The sequence below is a fragment of the Mucilaginibacter gossypii genome (assembly GCF_900100945.1).
GTDB classification, from domain to species: domain Bacteria; phylum Bacteroidota; class Bacteroidia; order Sphingobacteriales; family Sphingobacteriaceae; genus Mucilaginibacter; species Mucilaginibacter gossypii.
In genome coordinates this window covers 48,376-66,764 of the sequence record NZ_FNCG01000024.1, presented here as the reverse complement: position 1 = coordinate 66,764, position 18,389 = coordinate 48,376, and the positions used below count along the sequence as shown (strand labels likewise).

Here is an 18,389-nt window from a genome sequence, read left to right as displayed (position 1 = left end):
GACCGTTCAGGGAAAAAGAACAAAAGTAAAAGTAAGGGTAAACCGGCCGTTGGGCAAATATTCAAACAAATGGCCCATGGATTATTGAACAGCAAGTATATCGGCTGGGGTTCATTTGCAAGAAGATTAAGAGGCAGAAAAGGTCCGGCAATAGCTATTAAAGCAACGGCCAGAAAACTGGCCGCTCAATACTGGCGTTTAATTGTAAAAGGAGCCGACTTTGTGGAAAAAGGGCTGCAAGCCTATGAAAATATCATTAAGGAACAGAAACAAAGGCGATTAGAAAAACTCGCCTTTGAATTAAATAGGGAACTTGTACCTGCTTAAATTATTATGTCATGGGTAGGCACTCGAAGCATCGTGGGCGGGCCTCTGCGCGCGAGTCTTCGACAAGCTGAGACTGACAGGCCTCTTTTGTCATTTCTTCTTCAAAGCCCAAAGGATGTTTGCTTAAATATCATCCCTTACTGATACCCCGCCGCCTGCAAACTAAATAATTCGGCGTAACGGCCGTTGTTAGTCATAAGTTCCTGGTGTGTGCCGGCTTCAAGGATCTTGCCTTTTTCCAATACGATGATCCGGTCGGCGAGCCTTGCCGTTGAAAAGCGGTGTGAGATAAGAACCGCCGATTTACCTTGGGTTAAGGACGAAAAACGCTGAAATACCTCGTACTCGGCCCGGGCATCGAGCGCTGCAGTTGGCTCGTCAAGGATGAGCACCTGTGCATCTTTCATATAGGCTCTTGCCAGTGCAACTTTCTGCCATTCGCCGCCCGATAATTCAACACCTTCGTTAAACCGCCTGCCCAGCCATTGCTCGTATCCCAGCGGAAGTTTGGCTTCAAGCGCGTCCGCAAGGCTTTCCCGGGCAGCTTTACGGATTAGTTCGGTATTGCCCTGTTCATCAATGTTTCCTACCGCAATATTCTGCGAAAAGCTCATCTGGTAACGGATATAATCCTGGAAAATAATGCCCAGGTTTAACCGGAGATCGGCAATGTCATAGTCTCTCAAATCCGCGCCATCCAGCAGGATACGCCCTTCTGTTGGGTCATATAAGCGGGCCAGTAGCTTTACAAGCGTAGTTTTGCCGGCACCGTTTTCGCCAACAAGGGCAATTTTTTCGCCGGGGTGCAGGGTGAAGTTCAGGTGCCTGTTGGCCCATGATTCGGCATTATTGTATTTAAAACCGACGTCCTCAAATGTGAACCCTTGCTTTATTGGGTTTGGAAATGGTAAAGGAGAATCGGCAACTTTGATCTTTGGTTTGATCTCAAAAAACTCATGGAAATCATTGAGATATATAGCCCCCTGCGAAACTGATGTAAACCGGTTCAGCGAATTTTCCATCAGGCTGCTCAACTGCCGGAATGAGCCCGCCAGGAAAGTAAGCGTACCTACAGAAGACTTGCCCGTAACCGTTTGATAAATAATAAAACCATACGCGGCATAGTAGCCAACACTGCCTAAGACAGAAAAGAAGGTACCCCAGGCCGAACGCCTCACGGCCAGTTTGCTGTTATCGGCATAAAATTTATCTGATAAGGTTTTAAAGCGGTTAATAATAAAATCAGACAGGCCAAAGATCTTGACTTCCTTTGCCGTTTCATCGCTCGCGCCAAGGTAGCGCACATAATCCAGCTCTCGTCGTTCAGGTGTCTGGCTCCTGGTGAGCGCGTAATTCTGGCTGTTGAAATAGCTTTCGCCCAGAAACGAAGGGATGATTGAAATGAGTAGTAACAGGATCAGCCAGGGGTTCAAAGTCAGCAAACCGGTAAGCAGGAAAGCAATTGATATAAAATCCTGGATCTGGCTCATTACCTGTGATAAAAGTATGGTACGCCCAACGGTTTGCTGCCGGGCACGCTCCAGTTTATCATAAAAAACAGAATCTTCAAACTGCTCCAGGTCCAGCGTGGCCGCATGCCGCATGATGCGCATGGAGGTATAGTTGGCAAAAAGGTCTCCCAACAGATTGTCCATCAGGCTGATCATCCGGTTTAGGCCGTCGGTTGCCACAGCCAGCAAAAATTCAATGATAACCAGTTTCCATAATTCATGCTGGCTTCCGCCGTGGCGGTTGAGCAATACTACCTGATCAATGATCAGCTTACCTACGTACAACAAGGCAACCGGCATGGCCGAACGTATAATACGTAACAAAAAGCTTGCTGTTGTTTTACCCGGACTGCTTTGCCATACCAGCCTGAAAAAATCCGGGAGATTGCTCAATGCCGACAAACGCTCTCTGAACGAAATCTTTTGTTCTGGTTTGATATTTCTTGTTTTAGCCATCTTCCGGTTTTGATAAATGCGATTTTAAACAAAAAAATGTTCATTGCTACTGCGTTGCAGGACTATGAACACATTTATGATCGTTTACTGACTAATCAGAAATTAAAATGAAAAAAGATTTGTGCAATCGATTGCACAAATCTTTTTTTATTTGTTACTTAGTCAAATAAACCATCAATAAATATTTCGGAGTTATGAGGTCGGTGAAGCTATTACTTGTCGCGCTGTTCGCTTGTTTAATATTACCGTGTTATGGAATAGTGCGCCTGCCGCAACTGGTTGCCGATGGCATGGTATTACAGCGCGATGCCAAAGTAAAGATCTGGGGATGGGCCGATGCAAGCGAAAAGATCACCGTTAATTTTCAGCATAAAACATACCGCACCGTTACTGACGAAAGCGGTTCCTGGAAAATTGCCCTTCAGCCAATGAAAGCCGGGGGGCCGTATACTATGGAAATCACCGGTAATAATCGTATTACTATCCGGGACATTTTAATTGGCGATGTATGGTTTTGTTCGGGGCAATCGAATATGGTTTTGCCTATGGAGCGGGTTAAGGAAAAATATCCTGATGAAATAGCAAAAGCCAATTATCCGCAGATCAGGAATTTTTTCGTTAAAACGGAGTCTGACGTAACCAGGCAACACTCAGATCTGTTACCTGGTAAATGGGTTAAAGCCGATTCTGTAACTGTTTTAGGTTTTGGTGCCACATCATGGTTTTTTGCCAAACAGCTTTATCAAAAATATCATGTGCCTATAGGTATCATCAACTCAAGTGTGGGCGGTACGCCTATTGAGGCCTGGATCAGCAGCGAGGGCTTAAAGAACATTCAATCATATCATAACAGGATTGCCCGGTTCAGCAATACGGCATTTATGGATAGTGTATTGAAAAAGCACCCGGAACCAATAGAACAGCTTGACGCAGATAAAGGCTTAAATGAGCCTAAACCATGGTATGATACCACCTATCAGCCGCATAACTGGCACCGTTTCTGGCTGCCGGGCTACTGGGCCGATCAGGGAGTAAAAGGATTGAATGGCGTGGTATGGTTCAGGAAAGAAATCACACTGCCCGCATCGGTACAGGGCAAGACTGCTAAGTTGTATTTAGGCAGGATAGTGGATGCCGATCAAACCTATTTCAATGGGAAGTTGGTAGGAAACATTACTTATCAATACCCTCCAAGGCGCTATACATTGCCTGCCGGATTATTAAAGCCGGGTAAAAATACTGTTGTGGTACGCATTACCAATACATCGGGCAAAGGCGGTTTTGTGCCTGATAAACGATACTATCTGGCGATAGCCGGTGATACCATCGACCTTCGCGGCGATTGGCAATACAAAGTTGGGCAGGTGTTTGAACCCGTTAGGATGAAACCGGAATTTTCGGCCCAGAATGAACCTACCGGTCTTTACAACACCATGGTAGCGCCCGTTATTAATTATACCATTAAAGGTATGGTTTGGTACCAGGGCGAAAGTAATTCCAGCCGCGCATCCGAATATGGAACCTTGTTAAAGGCTCTTATTGCCGACTGGCGGAATCGCTGGCAACAAGGTAATCTTCCCTTTATATATGCACAGCTTCCTAACTTTAACGAGGTACAATATTCGCCAACAGAAAGCGACTGGGCGCAATTACGCGCCGGTCAGCTTGAGGCCCTTGAAGTGCCCAATACTGGTATGGCGGTAACCATTGATGCCGGCGAATGGAACGATATTCATCCCCTTAATAAAAAAAAGGTAGGAGAAAGGCTTGCCAGGGTAGCCGAAAATGTGGTTTATGGCAAGGTAAACGTAGTACCATCAGGGCCGATTTACCAATCGGCTAAAATTGAGGGGAATAAGATTGAGATTGCTTTTAAAAATACAGGTGCGGGGCTTATTGCTGAGGATGGCGAAGAACTATCACAATTTGCGATAGCCGGGGCCGACAAAAAGTTTGTTTGGGCAAAGGCCCTTATTAAAGGAGATAAGATACTGGTTTGGAGTGATAAAATCCCTGCACCGCTTTACGTAAGGTATGCCTGGGCCGATAACCCGGATGGCGCGAATCTGTATAATAAAGAAGGCTTGCCGGCATCACCGTTTCAAACCGGGAAACTGCAATAACCATAAACCATCTTACAACCAGGAGCGATGAAAAGTACTGCCTTCTTTTTCTTACTCACATGGGCCATTGCTGCGAAAGCGCAAACCCCGGCCCCGGTAAATTTCACTGCTGACCAGGACCATAAGTATATGATGACGCAATTAGGAATTAAAACCTTGCGTAACGGGCCAAGCGGCGATGAATCGGCCCCTAATCATGCTAATTATGATGAAGCGCTGGCTAACCCTTATCCTGATTTGCCTGACGCCCTTACGCTAAAGAATGGTAAAAAGGTAACTACAGCCGAAATGTGGTGGAAACAGCGCCGCCCCGAAATTGTGGAGGATATGGAGCGTGAGGTTTATGGCCGCATCCCTGCTAATGTACCCAAAGTAACCTGGACGGTTAAAATAACCGATAAAGAGCGGGTTGGCTTTTATCCGGTGATTGCCAAACAACTGATAGGCCATGTTGATAATACGGCTTATCCGCTTATCAACGTCAATATCGAAATGACCTTAACACTCCCCGCAAATGCCAAAGGACCTGTACCTGTACTGATGATGTTTGGTCGGAGCGCGCTACCGGCGCCGGCGCAGCCCCCGGCTGCTGATGTGGAAAAAATCAATGCTGCATTGAAAGAACTTCTTTTAAAAGAACATCCCGAGTTTAAAACTACTTTTGAGCAATATCCCGCTTATAATCCTATTGCCGAACAATCTCCCTTTGGTCCCGGTGGTTTTCCAGTGATGAAAGGCGACCCTCCGACTGCCACGCAACTAATTGCCAATGGATGGGGGTATGTACTTATAGATCCGTCGTCTATTCAGGCAGATAATGGCGAAGGTTTAACCAAAGGAATCATCGGTTTGGTGAATAAAGGCCAGCCCCGTAAGCCGGAGGATTGGGGCGCTTTACGTGCCTGGTCATGGGGAGCGGCACGCGCGTTGGATTACCTGGAAACTGAGCGGGCTGTTGACTCCAGACATGTAGGTATTGAAGGTGTTTCCCGCTATGGAAAGGCAGCACTGGTAACACTTGCTTTTGAACAAAGGTTTGCCATGGGGTTGATAGGTTCGTCGGGTGAGGGAGGGGCCAAGTTGCATCGCCGGAACTTTGGAGAAGCGGTTGAAAGTCTTACCGGTGGCGAATATTATTGGATGGCCGGTAACTTTATGAAATATGGTGCATCGGATGCCGTATTCGGTGCTAAAACCGCGAAAGACCTTCCAGTAGATGCACATGAGCTGATTGCCTTGTGTGCCCCGCGGTTTACTTTTATAAGCTATGGCGTGCCGGAACAGGGCGATGCCAAATGGCTTGATCAGCAGGGAAGCTATATGGCAACTGTAGCTGCGGGTTCTGTATTTAAACTGCTCGGCGCAAAGGACCTCGGCGTTTCAAACGATTACAAAACCGAAAAAATGCCACCCGTTAATACAGGGCCGCTTGATGGCGAACTTGCCTGGCGTCAGCATGATGGTGGGCATACCGACGCGCCAAACGTAAAATACTTTATTGCCTGGGCCAATAAGTTGATGCATTATGGTAAAGAAGGAAGCGGGAAATGAGGTCTCCTTCAAGTCATGCCGAATTTATTAAAACCCAATCGAATTACCCCCATCAACCTGTAAAACAACCCCGGTTACGTATTTGGCAGCATCTGTCGCCAAATAATAAACGGCTTCGGCCACATCGGCAGGTTCACCTAATTTGCCCATTGGGGTACGGCCCATCACTTTTTGCTTGCGGGCAGGATCATTATCCAGCGCCTTTGCCGACATATCTGTGGCTATAAAGCCCGGAGCAACGCAGTTAACCCTGATGCCTTGCGGCGAAAGCTCGGTAGCCATGGCTTTTGTCATGCCTTCGATGGCGGTTTTAGATGCGGTATAGGCAATAACATACGGTATGCCGTATTGTGCAGCCATCGAACTGATGTTAATTATGCTCCCACTGCCAGCTTTCAACATGATTTTTACTACCTCACGGCTTATCGCAAATACCGAAGTAAGATTGGTTTGGATCACTCTGGCGAACTCTTCATCGGTTACCTCGGCGAAAGCTTTTTTATGGTTAATGCCGGCATTATTAACCAAAATATCAGGTGCGCCAAATTCATCTTCAATTTCTGCTATCAGTTGCGGTATACCGGTGGTATCACTCAGATCATATTGCCTGTAACTGCAAAGATCGCCAAGCTGTGTTACTGCCGCAATAAGTTTTGCCTCGTCGCGGCCTATGATAATGGTTTTGATACCCTCCTCTGTGAATTTTTTGGTGGTAGCAAGGCCAAGGCCCGAGGCACCGCCGGTTACGATAGCAAGTTTGGTCTTTGAGTTCATGGATTTTTTAAGTTATTTTCTTTTGGAGGATTCACGTACTATCAATTCCGATCTGAGGATGAGGCTATGCGTTTGTTGCAGATCCTGCCTGTTTGCCAAATGATTGATAAGCATATTGGCGGCAACCTCACCCATTTCATAGCCTTTATAATTTACTGTAGTGAGATTGGGCTCAATCACACAGGCTGCCGGGTCATTATTGAAGCCCGCAACTGCTATCTGTTCGGGAATTTTGATGCCTGCCTTTTTCAGTACCTGGATACAGCTAACGGCACTGACATCATTAACTGTAAATATGCCATCGGGCAGAGGATCCATTTGTAAAATGGTTTCTGCCGCTACCGCAGCTTCTTTAGCGCTCAGGTCGTTGATGATCACCAATTGCCCATCAAAATCAATTTGGTGTTCTTCAAGAGCTTTTTTATACCCGCGCAGGCGTTCGGCGTAAACATTGCGCAATTGATTTCCGGTAATATGTACTATCCGTTTGCAGCCCTGTTCAAGCAGGTGCTTAGTTACCTCATAAGCGGCTTTGAAGTTATCGATATAGATTTGCGGATACTGCTCGTGCTCAAAAATCCTGTCGAAGAAAAGCACCGGGATATTGCGTTTGATAAAAGGTTCAAAATGCTCAATGCTGGTGGTATCATAAGCTAATGAAACCAACAGGCCGTCAACCCGGTTATTCAGCATGGCCCTGGCGTTGCTGATCTCTTTCTTCATCGTTTCTAACGACTGACTGATGATGAGGTTGTAGTTATTGTCGTTCACCACTTTTTCGATGCCTGCAATAACATCCGACATGAAACTGCTGTTGAGCCGTGGCACAATAACGCCGATGATGTTGCTGTTTTTACGGCGTAAATTGCTGGCGAACGAATTGGAGCGGTAACCCATTTCTTCGGCTGCCTTGATAATCTTCTTTTTGGTATTTTTATTAACCCGCGGGTGATCTTTGAGCGCACGGCTAACCGTAGCTGCCGAAACCTTTAATTTTTCGGCAATGTCATATATGGTTATCTCTTTTCCGCTGTCCGACATATAGTCAATCTAAAATATATAAACAATGTTGCAGGTTCGATAATAACCGCAGCCAGATTGTTCAGGGATAAAAGTATAAAATTATTACAGATTATTTAAAATTTATGCAATCGATTGCATAAATTTATCGCGTTGATAGCAATTCGTTTTTAAATAATATGGTACCAGATTTAAAACAAACTTTCAGGTGGTTTGGCCCCGGCGACCCGGTAACTTTAAGCGCAATAAAACAAACGGGAGCAGGCGGGATAGTTACCGCGCTTCATCATATACCTTGCGGGGACGTTTGGGATCGTGAAGAAATCAGGCAGCGGAAAGCGGTAATTGAAAGCGCAGGCTTTAACTGGACTGCTGTAGAAAGTGTGAATATTCATGAAAGTATCAAAATGGGTAGTGCGGAACGTGACCGCTACATTGATAATTATATCCAAACACTGCAAAATTTAGCGTCGGAGGGAGTCTTTACGGTGTGTTACAATTTTATGCCCGTATTGGATTGGACCCGCACGCATCTTGATTATCGATTAGCAAACGGTGCTTCGGCCTTGCTTTACAACGCTCCGGCTTTAGCAGCCTTTGACTTGTATATTTTAGAACGGGAGAATGCCTTTAACGAATTTACCACGGAACAACAGGCAGCCGCAAAGCATTACCTCGATGGGCTGAGTGACGAAGACAGAACGCTGTTAACCAATACAATATTGGCCGGCTTACCCGGTACGGATGAGGTTTTTACCATTGCGGAGTTTAAAGAACACCTTAACAAATACAGTGAGGTAGACGCGCAAGCATTAAAGGGAAATCTGTTTTATTTTTTACGGGCTATAATCCCATATGCCGAAAAACTGGGCATTAAAATGTGTATCCACCCTGATGATCCCCCGTTTCCTATCCTGGGGCTGCCCCGTGTAGCATCGTCCTTAAATGATCTTACTGATATTGTAAATAGTTATCCTTCAGTTGCCAATGGTATCACGCTTTGTACCGGCTCGTTAGGTGCATCGGGCAAAAATGATCTTCCTGAAATTATAAGCCGCCTGGGTGATAAGATCCACTTTTTACACCTGCGCAACGTGGCCCGGCAGTCGGATGGCAGCTTTTATGAGGCCGATCATTTAACAGGCAGTGTTGATATGTATGCCGTGATGAAAGCCATTATCAATGAACAGATAGCCCGTAAAAATGCAGGCCGGAGTGATATGGCTATCCCCATGCGACCTGATCACGGGCATAAACTACTTGATGACTTTAATTATGATACCTATCCCGGCTATTCAGTAATTGGCAGGTTAAAGGGCCTGGCCGAGTTACGTGGGTTGGAGATGGGGCTTAAACGCATACTGTACGACCAGCAAGAGCTGCAATAAATAAGGTAGCTTAAATAAGGAATCAATAATTAAATTCCTATTGTTAAAAGTCATAAAAGTTTTTATCTTGCAATCGATTGCATAAAACTAAAACTTTATAAACCATACTAAATGAAGCGGGAGCTTAACCCATTTCATTCATAAGTTTTTCAACAGATTAATTGTGTTTTTTTATAGACCGCCGATGGGTTTATAAAGCTGGAATTAATAACGTCATGGCCAAATATTCATTAACAAACAGGTGTTTACTGGTACTGCTTTTCATGGCAGCGATAAATAAAGCATATGCAGACGACGGCTATAAATTATGGCTTGAATATAATAAGGTGAGCAACAAGCAACTGGCAAACATTTACAGGCAACAGTTGCAAAACATGATCTTCCCGGCACAGTCTGACCAGCTTAAAGCTGCAAGGACCGAGCTCTTAACTGGCCTTGATGGAATGTTGGCCCTAAAGCCACGAGATACTAAAAGGACAACCAATGGGCAAACTATTATAATAGGTACGCCGCGATCACTAAAGGCTTTTTCGATAACTGCCCCCGATAGCATCGGCAGCGAAGGGTATCTTATCAAAACTGCCCTTGTCAATCAAAAGAAATGTATCATCATAACGGCCAACACCGATGCAGGGGTTATGTACGGTGTTTTTAATTTTTTAAAGCTGATCCAAACCAATCAATCTATTAATAAACTGGATCTTTCAGATCACCCAAGGATGATGTACCGGGTACTGGATCACTGGGATAACCTGAACCGTACCGTGGAGCGGGGCTACGCGGGCTCATCCATCTGGAACTGGCACAAGCTGCCAGGTGTGGTTGACCAACGTTATATTGATTATGCGCGGGCCAATGCTTCGGTAGGGATCAATGGCTCAGTTGTAAACAATGTAAATGCAGATGCCCTGATCCTTTCGCCCCAATATTTGTTAAAAGTGCAGGCTTTGGCCAATGTATTCAGAACATATGGTATCAGGATTTACCTGTCGGTAAAATTCAGCAGCCCGGTTGAGCTTGGAAGCCTAAAAACTGCTGATCCGCTTGATCCCGCGGTAAAAAAATGGTGGGCCGATAAGGCTGATGAAATTTATCGCTACATTCCAGATTTCGGCGGATTTTTAGTGAAGGCTAATTCGGAGGGACAGCCCGGTCCGCAAAGCTATGGCCGTACCCATGCCGATGGAGCAAATATGCTGGCCGATGCTTTAGCTCCTCATCATGGCATAGTGATGTGGCGTGCCTTTGTTTATGATAATAAGGTACCCGACGATCGCTTTAAGCAGGCCTATAATGAATTTAAACCTTTTGATGGAAAGTTTAGGGATAATGTGATCATCCAGGTAAAAAATGGTCCGATAGATTTTCAGCCAAGAGAGCCATTTCACCCATTGTTTGGGGCTATGCCCAATACCCCGCTGATGATGGAGTTCCAGCTTACCCAGGAATATCTTGGCTTTTCAACCCATTTGGTTTATGAAGCGCCTTTGTTTGCCGAATGCCTGCAATCAGATACTTATACACATGGCATAGGTTCAACCGTTGCGCGGGTGATCAAGGGTGATTTTAACAAAAAACTGATAACCGGCATGGCGGGCGTGGCTAATATTGGCACTGATTTAAACTGGTGCGGTCATCCCTTTGCTCAGGCTAACTGGTATGCCTTCGGTCGCATGGCCTGGAACCCTGACCAGTCTCCAGGTGTAATTGCCGCCGACTGGCTCAAAATGACTTTTAGTAATGACGATAGCTTTGTGTCGCCGGTAAAAAACTTCATGCTGCAATCGAGGGAAAATACAGTTAATTACATGACGCCGCTCGGGCTGCACCATATTATGGGGGTATCAACTCATTATGGCCCCGGTCCCTGGGTTGATAATGCCGGTCGTCCTGATTGGAATGCCACTTATTACCATAAAGCCGATTCGGCGGGGATAGGCTTTAACCGTACAGGTACGGGCAGCGATGCACTCTTGCAATATGCACCTGAAGTTAAGGCACAGTGGGAAAACCTGCAAACCTGCCCTGATGAATACCTGTTGTGGTTTCATCATTTAAGCTGGACTTATAAAATGCGCTCGGGCAGGTCATTGTGGGATGAGCTCGTTCATCATTACTATGTAGGGGCTGATTCTGTTAAGCAAATGGGGCTTACCTGGGATAAAATGCAGGGCAGGATAGATGCCGAACGCTTTACAGAGGTAAAACAATTAATGCAGGTTCAGTTAAATGAGGCTACAACCTGGCGCGATGCCTGTGTTTTATATTTCCAAACATTTTCAAAAATGCCTGTCCCGGCTATCTACCCCAAGCCGCAGCACCAGCTGGATTATTATAAAAAAATGAAGTTTTATTATGTGCCGGGCATAGGAGGCAATAACTACATGACCAATTAATCACCACCATAAACCAAACGTCAATGAGCAAGCAATTTACCACAGCAAAATTAGTTCCCGCACTTTTTGCATCCTTATGCATTTTGAGTGCATGTGACTCATCAACAAAAAAGACAGCTAATGCAGGCGATAGTACAAAAACAGATATCGGCAAAAAAGTAAAATATCTTTCCGAGCCGCTCATCAGTTCCATTTACACAGCGGACCCATCGGCCCATGTATTTAACGGCAAAATTTATATCTATCCATCGCATGATATCGATGCGGGCATCCCCGAAAATGATAACGGCGACCATTTTGCCATGAAAGATTATCACATCCTGTCGATGGATAGCATTGGCGGCAAGGTTACAGATAATGGTGTGGCACTTGATATCAAGGATATCCCCTGGGCTGGTCGGCAGCTGTGGGCGCCTGATGCAGCTTTTAAAAGCGGTACTTATTACCTGTACTTCCCGGTAAAAGATAAAAAAGATGTGTTCCATATCGGCGTGGCAACTTCTGCCAACCCGGCAGGCCCGTTCAAAGCCGAACCTGAACCAATAGCAGGAAGTTACAGTATTGACCCTGCCGTTTTTACGGATACCGATGGTAAAACCTACATGTATTTCGGTGGAATCTGGGGTGGTCAGCTTCAGCGCTGGATCTCCGGTAAATACGAGGCAGATGGATCAAAGACCGATTCGAAACAGGAAGATGCCCCAGCCATAAGCTGTAAGGTAGCTTTGCTTAAATCAGATATGAAAACTTTTGACGGTGCTGTAAAAGATGCTGTTATTTTAGACAGCCTTGGCAAACCTCTGTTGACCAAAGATCATGACCGCCGCTTTTTTGAGGGCTCATGGATGCATAAGTACAACGGTAAATATTACTTTACCTATTCAACCGGCGATACGCATTTGCTTTGCTATGCGATAGGTGATAGTCCGCTTGGGCCATTTACTTATAAGGGCGTATTTATGAAACCAGTAGAGGGCTGGACAACCCACCATTCCATCATCGAAATAAAAGGCAAATGGTACATATTTTACCACGATACCCAGCTATCGGGCAAAACACACCTGCGCAACGTGAAGGTAACCGAACTGCAGCATAATGCCGATGGTTCTATCAAGCTGATCGATCCGTTTTTGTAATCTCATCGATATGAAAATCCTTAAAGCTTTAACTCTGTTATTGCTATTGCTTGATTTGCTGGGGGCGCGTGGTTTTGCGCAGCAGGTTAAGCCAGTTATTATCCCTAACTCCGAACACCGACAAATGCACTCTAAACTGGCCGGTAATGATTATGATATTTATATTCATTACCCGGCCGGTTATGATACCGCCAAACAAAAATTTCCGGTATTGTATGTGGTTGATGGTGATAACGACTTTTCACCGTCGCTGGAGTATTTGGGACTATTGATGGCCGAATATCATATTCCCGAACCTATATTGGTGGCTATTGGCGATGGCGGCCTGATTGGTACGCCCGGCAACAAACGTAACCGTGATTTCACACCGGTTGCATTTCCCAATGTGGCCGAAAGCGGTGGTGCGCCGGCATTCCTTGCTTTTATTGAGAAGGAATTGATCCCAGCGATAGATGCCGGTTTAAAGGCCGATCCTGCAAACCGTACTCTGTACGGATATTCGATGGGGGGCCTGTTTGCCACTTATACCTTGTTTGAAAAGCCAACGCTGTTTAAAAATATCCTGATAGGCAGCCCTGCATTGGGTTATGGTAATGGAGCTGTATTTGAAACTGAAAAGCAATATGCTGCCAAACATAAAAGCCTGCCTGTAAATGTTTTTATTGAAGTAGGCGGACTGGAAACACATGGACAGGTTGTGCCTAACAAACAGCTGGTGGCGTTATTGGATAGCCGTCATTATGAAAACCTTGTTTTTAAGCATATCATTATTGAGGATGTTACCCATTTATCAGGCAAACCTGTTACTATGCTCAAGGCTTTGGCATGGGCATATGCGAGCAAATAACAGGGTTCTATTTACATCAAAATAAATAGCTATGAAGTCACCGGTATTAATATTTGTTTTTTGTTGTTTGATATTGTTTAAGGTTAAATCGCAAAGCCTGTCGCAGGGCATACCACAAGTAAAATATTATGGTAGTAATACAGAATTATTGGTAGATGGAGCGCCCTATTTAATGACAGGTGGGGAGTTAGGAAACTCAAGTGCCTCAAGCACGCCCTACATGAACCCGATTTGGCCTAAACTGCAAAAAATGCACCTCAATACCGTGATTGCACCGGTTTATTGGGAGTTATTGGAACCACAGGAGGGTAAATTTAATTTTACGCTGGTTGATTACCTGATAAAAAGTGCCCGGCAACATCATATGAAACTGGTGTTGCTTTGGTTTGGTACCTGGAAAAACAGTATGAGTTGTTATTCGCCGGGCTGGGTTAAAACCAATCAAAAACATTTTCCGCGTGTGGCAAATAGTACCGGCGGCCCCGAAGAGATTATTACGCCGTTTTCCAAAGAGGCTTTACTTGCCGATAGCAAAGCATTCAGTTCGCTGATGAGGCATATTAAAGAAACTGATAGTAAGTTTCACACTGTGATAATGGTACAGGTTGAAAACGAAATAGGCATGCTGCCGGATGCCCGCGATCATTCGAAACTGGCCGATGAAGCTTTTAACCGGCCAGTCCCGACAAAGCTAATCTCCTGGTTAAATTCGCACAAAGACAAGCTTGTACCCGAGATGCAAAAAATATGGCAGGATGGAGGGAATAAAACTTCAGGTAACTGGGAATCAGTTTTTGGCAAAAGCCCGGCTACCGACGAGCTGTTTATGGTCTGGTACTTTGCCGGATACGCTAACGCTGTGGCTAAAGCAGGTAAGGCCGTTTACCCGCTGCCGATGTATGTGAACGCAGCCCTTAACGCTCCAGGTAAAAAGCCGGGACAATACCCTTCCGCAGGCCCCTTGCCGCATTTAATTGATATCTGGAAAGCGGCAGCACCGGATATTGACTTTCTATCGCCTGATTTTTACAATCCAAATTTTAAGTATTGGAATGACCGTTATACGCGGCCTGATAACGCGTTGTTTATCCCCGAACATCGTTTTGAAGATGGGGTAGATGCGAAAGCTTTTTATGCCATTGGGCATTACAAGGCGCTGGGTTTTTCACCCTTTTCTATCGAAACAGATAACAAAACGGCAGGTGAGCCGCTTGGCCAATCTTACAGTATCATTCAGCAGTTAGCCGGTGAAATCAGTAAAGCCAAACATAAGGGGACTATAGATGGCGTACTGTTAAGCAAGGATGCAGATACGGTTCGGTTGCAAATGGGTGATTATATCCTGATAGTTTCGCATGATTTAACCCTGGGCTGGTCGCCAAAAGCTAAAGATGCAAGCTGGCCATTAACCGGAGGAATTATCATTGCTTTAGGTAATGATGAGTTTTATGTAGGGGGGACAGGGTTGGTGATCAGCTTTAAATCTGTTAAAGATGGGGAGCGTGCTGGTATTTTGCAGGTGGATGAAGGGGTATTTGTAAACGGCAAATGGCAACCCGGGCGTCGTTTAAACGGGGATGAGGATCACCAGGGAAGACATTTGAGAATCCCCGTAGGGGAATACGGGATACAGCGTATTAAGCTTTATAATTATAAATGATCAGAGGTTAAAAACCGAGGAAAATGTTTTTTAAGCACCTTCCGCGGTTTAGAGCCTTTAAGCACTCAACTAATGTTATGCGGGCATCAAATTGGTTGTAATGCCGATCCTGTTCCAGGCGTTAATGGTTATAATAGCTAAGATAACCTGTGCCAGATATTTTTCTTCCAGTACTTTGGCCGCCTGTTGATATGTTTCATCTTTTAGTTGGTTACTGATTAACGTAACTTCTTCCGTAAGCGCCAGTATCGCCCGGTCTTTCGATAGTATTAACGAATGTAGGGATCTAAAAAATGAGAGGTTCAATTATATCCGGACTGCATGTTTGTCAAGGTTTTCGAGAAATTGTTCCGCATTATTTAAATGTATTCTTCGTTTTTCGGCGGGCATTTTATCAAAAGTTTTCACCAGCATGCCCAAACGCGGGTTTTGTGAAAAGAAATTGCGGTGTACATGAATGAAACGCCAAAACAGGCCATCCCAGGTATCTTGCCAATCGCCTTTTTTCCAGTCGCCCATTTTTAGCAAATAGTTGCTGCCGCTGATGTAGGGCTTGGTCATCATAAGACCGCCATCGGCAAATTGGGTCATACCGTAGGTATTGGGCACCATAACCCAATCATAGGCATCTATATACATTTCCATAAACCACTGATACACATCGTCGGGATGAAATTCGCACAGCAAAAAAAAATTACCCATCACCATCAGGCGCTCAATGTGATGGGTATACCCGGTAGCCAGCACCTTTTTTATCACAACGTCGACGGGGTGAATGCCTGTATTGCCTTTCCAAAACGAATGAGGAATGCGGCGTTTAAATCCCCAGTAGTTTTTAGTGCGCTGCCTGGTTCCTTCGCGCTCATATACAATATGGATAAATTCGCGCCAGCCCATTATCTGCCTTACAAATCCTTCTAAAGAGTTTAGCGGAATATCCATATCTGCGGCCACATCAAGGGCTTTATCAATAACCTGTTGCGGATTAAGCAGGCCAATGTTGAGCGTAGGGCTTAGCACCGAATGATATAAAAAACTTTCGTTTGCCACCATAGCATCTTCGTAAATACCAAAATCCCGAAAGCGTTGTTGCAAGAAATCATCCAGCCAGTGCTCTGCTTCCTCATGGGTAGTTGGATAAAAACCGCCCAGGTTGCCAAACGGCGATGTGGTGTTACCATAATTATCGGCGAAATGGGTATCTACATACAGCCGGGCTTCTTTCAGATAATCGTTTTCCGGCGATATGTTCAGCAGAGGCACTACCTCATTCTTCGGAAACCTGAGCCGGTTTTCACTATCATAGGTCCATTTACCACCAATGGGTGTTCCATCTGGTTCGAGCAAAATATTTCGCTGTCGGCGCTGGCTTATGTAAAAATCGGTTTGGAAGTAGGTTTTCTTTTTGTCAAAGAAATCGGCAACCTCGTGAGGACTATTAAGAAAATTGGGACTTCGATGTTTGATGAGCTGGATCTCATTCTCAACACAGGCCTTGTTTAATCTGCTTTCGAGCCAGTTATCGGCGGTATCGGTGTAATAAATGTTTTTGATGCCCTTTTTGGCTAATGAAGTAATCAGCCGGCGAACATCGGCAAGTGGATCCTGAGCACCAATATAGTTAACCGCAATATTTTGGCTGGCAAGATGATGCGCATAAAACTTCATCGACGCCCGGTGAAGTACCAGCTTTTTTTTATTAAAACTATATTGATTGAAAAACAGTATTTCCTCCACCAAATAAGCCGGTCTTAATTGGGTTATCTGGGGATTGTGTTTGAATAACTGATGTGGGAATATAAGTGTTATGCTGTTCTGTTGCATCTAATGGATAATAGGTACAAGGCCAAATATGTTTCAAATTGTCATTATTCATTTTTATAATGCCTTGATATTCTTGTAAGCTCTTTTTGAATTCGTCGCTAAAAAGCCGCTCCGTTAAATGAGGTCAGTCATAAACGGAGCAGCCGGGATAGAATTTTTATTAAGCGAATACTTTGTTAAAAAGTAGTTGGCACGTTGTTATGCGTATAGTTTGTCCAGCATAGAAAACCGATATCGCCATTGGGCAGGCCGTTACTGTCGCATACATAATTGCTGGCGATGTAACTGGTTTCGGTAGTGCCGTAATGACGATTAGCCACTTCAATTCCCGGCCAGATAGGGTTGTTTACATTACCGTTAGGTGAGCATGGCGGCGACACGGTGCCGTGCATCAGCTTGTATTGGTAATTAAACCCGGTTAACAGGCGACTGCTGCTGGCCGAGTAAATTGACAAATCCCCCTGTATACCTGCGATGTTTGCCGCATAGCTTAAACCGGTAAGAGAGTACTGGTAATGCACATAATCATTGTGCGAGCCGCAGATCTCGCCGTCCATCGAGCCATCTGATGCAATTACATTGGGCAATACAGTTTTTACAACAGTAATGCCGTTTTGGTATACAGTTTGGCTATCTTCAAACACACCGATAGCCATTTTTGCATATCCGGCAGATACGTTCCAGTTGTTGTTAAAGTTGGGCACGTTATTGATGTAATTATCTTTCATGTTGTTCAGAAAGTTTACAAACTGGGTGTTTTCGGCCGTGGTCCAGCCGCCGCCAACACCACCGGCCGGAATATAGTATTTGATAATTTCGGCAGCCGCGGCGAAGGTAGGCGCAGCCCACGAAGCCTCAAGCGAAGCCTGGTTTGGTTGTGAGCCGGTTACGCTGAAATTCTGAAAACTATTGGCCCAGCCATCGAGTATTTGTTTTACAGTAGTAGCATATGCCGCGTTACCGGTTTTAGCCCAGCGCAGCGCCAGGGCATAGCTCAGCAGGGCATCGCCTTTAAAAGCAATTTCATCGGGTGTGGTAACTCCGCCGGCAACCTGTACAGTGGCTTTGTAGGCGCCGCTGGGGCTGTGGTTGTTGCAATAGTTTAGTACAAACTGGTAAGCCGCAAGCCGGTTGGCATCATTTGAATTGGCTTGCTGCCCCACATAATCAAGCGTTTGCTTCGTGTTGAGGATGCCGGGATGGGTAAAGCCGGTAGCCTGGGTTTTTAATGCCCGTGCGGTAGCATCATTGCTTGCCGCCGCCGGCGAGACTTGTTTTTTAGTGCAATAAGTAAAAAATAACGCCACAAAAAGGGCCAGGCCCAATAGAGTTGCAAAGGTAGTTTTTGGTTTGTTGTTCATAAATTGGTTTTTAGT

The 18,389-nt window shown here is 45.2% G+C and carries 13 protein-coding genes and 1 pseudogene; 8 read left to right on the top strand and 6 right to left on the bottom strand.

The window, feature by feature from the left end:
* Nucleotides 1-327, top strand: a pseudogene (locus BLS28_RS28110) (hypothetical protein); the annotation flags it as partial.
* Between the two features lie 137 nt (nt 328-464).
* Here BLS28_RS28110 and BLS28_RS28105 read toward each other — a convergent pair.
* Entirely contained in the window at nt 465-2,294 is a 1,830-nt protein-coding gene (locus tag BLS28_RS28105) for an ABC transporter ATP-binding protein (protein ID WP_091175614.1), read from the bottom strand.
* Nucleotides 2,295-2,488: 194 nt separating this feature from the next.
* Here BLS28_RS28105 and BLS28_RS28100 point away from each other — a divergent pair, with 194 nt between their 5' ends.
* On the top strand, nt 2,489-4,417 hold the full coding sequence (locus BLS28_RS28100) for a sialate O-acetylesterase (protein WP_091175611.1): 1,929 nt from the start codon (nt 2,489-2,491) through the stop codon (nt 4,415-4,417).
* Nucleotides 4,418-4,444: 27 nt separating this feature from the next.
* The gene (locus tag BLS28_RS28095; protein ID WP_091175609.1) at nt 4,445-5,968 is read left to right on the top strand and encodes a glucuronyl esterase domain-containing protein; all 1,524 of its coding nucleotides are present in this window, start codon (nt 4,445-4,447) and stop codon (nt 5,966-5,968) included.
* Between the two features lie 27 nt (nt 5,969-5,995).
* Here the strand turns inward: BLS28_RS28095 and BLS28_RS28090 are convergent, their stop codons facing one another.
* Both BLS28_RS28090 and BLS28_RS28085 read right to left on the bottom strand, forming a co-directional pair.
* Complete coding sequence (locus tag BLS28_RS28090; protein ID WP_091175606.1) at nt 5,996-6,742, bottom strand: SDR family NAD(P)-dependent oxidoreductase; 747 nt, start codon at nt 6,740-6,742, stop codon at nt 5,996-5,998.
* Nucleotides 6,743-6,754: 12 nt separating this feature from the next.
* Nucleotides 6,755-7,783 (bottom strand): LacI family DNA-binding transcriptional regulator, encoded by a 1,029-nt coding sequence (locus BLS28_RS28085; protein WP_091175604.1) that lies wholly within the window; start codon nt 7,781-7,783, stop codon nt 6,755-6,757.
* 158 nt (nt 7,784-7,941) lie between these two features.
* Between BLS28_RS28085 and uxuA the strand changes: the two genes are divergently transcribed.
* The 5 genes from uxuA (at nt 7,942) to BLS28_RS28060 (ending at nt 15,189) form a co-directional block, all read left to right on the top strand.
* Nucleotides 7,942-9,150, top strand: coding sequence for a mannonate dehydratase (uxuA, locus tag BLS28_RS28080; RefSeq protein ID WP_091175601.1), 1,209 nt, complete (start codon nt 7,942-7,944; stop codon nt 9,148-9,150).
* A gap of 263 nt (nt 9,151-9,413) precedes the next feature.
* Nucleotides 9,414-11,546, top strand: a complete 2,133-nt coding sequence (locus BLS28_RS28075; RefSeq protein WP_256337564.1) for an alpha-glucuronidase family glycosyl hydrolase — start codon at nt 9,414-9,416, stop codon at nt 11,544-11,546.
* Between the two features lie 23 nt (nt 11,547-11,569).
* On the top strand, nt 11,570-12,682 hold the full coding sequence (locus tag BLS28_RS28070) for a glycoside hydrolase family 43 protein (protein WP_091175597.1): 1,113 nt from the start codon (nt 11,570-11,572) through the stop codon (nt 12,680-12,682).
* 10 nt (nt 12,683-12,692) lie between these two features.
* Nucleotides 12,693-13,529, top strand: coding sequence for an alpha/beta hydrolase (locus BLS28_RS28065; protein WP_091175595.1), 837 nt, complete (start codon nt 12,693-12,695; stop codon nt 13,527-13,529).
* A 31-nt stretch (nt 13,530-13,560) separates the two neighbouring features.
* Nucleotides 13,561-15,189: a GH35 family beta-galactosidase gene (locus BLS28_RS28060; protein ID WP_091175592.1), complete on the top strand. Its 1,629-nt coding sequence runs from the start codon at nt 13,561-13,563 to the stop codon at nt 15,187-15,189.
* A gap of 75 nt (nt 15,190-15,264) precedes the next feature.
* Here the strand turns inward: BLS28_RS28060 and BLS28_RS28055 are convergent, their stop codons facing one another.
* The 3 genes from BLS28_RS28055 to BLS28_RS28045 form a co-directional block, all read right to left on the bottom strand.
* Nucleotides 15,265-15,495, bottom strand: a complete 231-nt coding sequence (locus tag BLS28_RS28055) for a carboxymuconolactone decarboxylase family protein (protein WP_091175589.1) — start codon at nt 15,493-15,495, stop codon at nt 15,265-15,267.
* Nucleotides 15,496-17,013, bottom strand: coding sequence for a cryptochrome/photolyase family protein (locus BLS28_RS28050; protein ID WP_091175586.1), 1,518 nt, complete (start codon nt 17,011-17,013; stop codon nt 15,496-15,498). It abuts the gene before it with no gap.
* A 176-nt stretch (nt 17,014-17,189) separates the two neighbouring features.
* The gene (locus BLS28_RS28045; RefSeq protein WP_091175583.1) at nt 17,190-18,374 is read right to left on the bottom strand and encodes an alginate lyase family protein; all 1,185 of its coding nucleotides are present in this window, start codon (nt 18,372-18,374) and stop codon (nt 17,190-17,192) included.
* Nucleotides 18,375-18,389 lie beyond the last annotated feature (15 nt).

Coding starts and splice junctions, on each gene's coding strand:
- BLS28_RS28105 (WP_091175614.1), bottom strand. CDS start 2,294: ATGGCTAAAACAAGAAATATCAAACCAGAACAAAAGATTTCGTTCAGA.
- BLS28_RS28100 (WP_091175611.1), top strand. CDS start 2,489: ATGAGGTCGGTGAAGCTATTACTTGTCGCGCTGTTCGCTTGTTTAATA.
- BLS28_RS28095 (WP_091175609.1), top strand. CDS start 4,445: ATGAAAAGTACTGCCTTCTTTTTCTTACTCACATGGGCCATTGCTGCG.
- BLS28_RS28090 (WP_091175606.1), bottom strand. CDS start 6,742: ATGAACTCAAAGACCAAACTTGCTATCGTAACCGGCGGTGCCTCGGGC.
- BLS28_RS28085 (WP_091175604.1), bottom strand. CDS start 7,783: ATGTCGGACAGCGGAAAAGAGATAACCATATATGACATTGCCGAAAAA.
- uxuA (WP_091175601.1), top strand. CDS start 7,942: ATGGTACCAGATTTAAAACAAACTTTCAGGTGGTTTGGCCCCGGCGAC.
- BLS28_RS28075 (WP_256337564.1), top strand. CDS start 9,414: ATGGCAGCGATAAATAAAGCATATGCAGACGACGGCTATAAATTATGG.
- BLS28_RS28070 (WP_091175597.1), top strand. CDS start 11,570: ATGAGCAAGCAATTTACCACAGCAAAATTAGTTCCCGCACTTTTTGCA.
- BLS28_RS28065 (WP_091175595.1), top strand. CDS start 12,693: ATGAAAATCCTTAAAGCTTTAACTCTGTTATTGCTATTGCTTGATTTG.
- BLS28_RS28060 (WP_091175592.1), top strand. CDS start 13,561: ATGAAGTCACCGGTATTAATATTTGTTTTTTGTTGTTTGATATTGTTT.
- BLS28_RS28050 (WP_091175586.1), bottom strand. CDS start 17,013: ATGCAACAGAACAGCATAACACTTATATTCCCACATCAGTTATTCAAA.
- BLS28_RS28045 (WP_091175583.1), bottom strand. CDS start 18,374: ATGAACAACAAACCAAAAACTACCTTTGCAACTCTATTGGGCCTGGCC.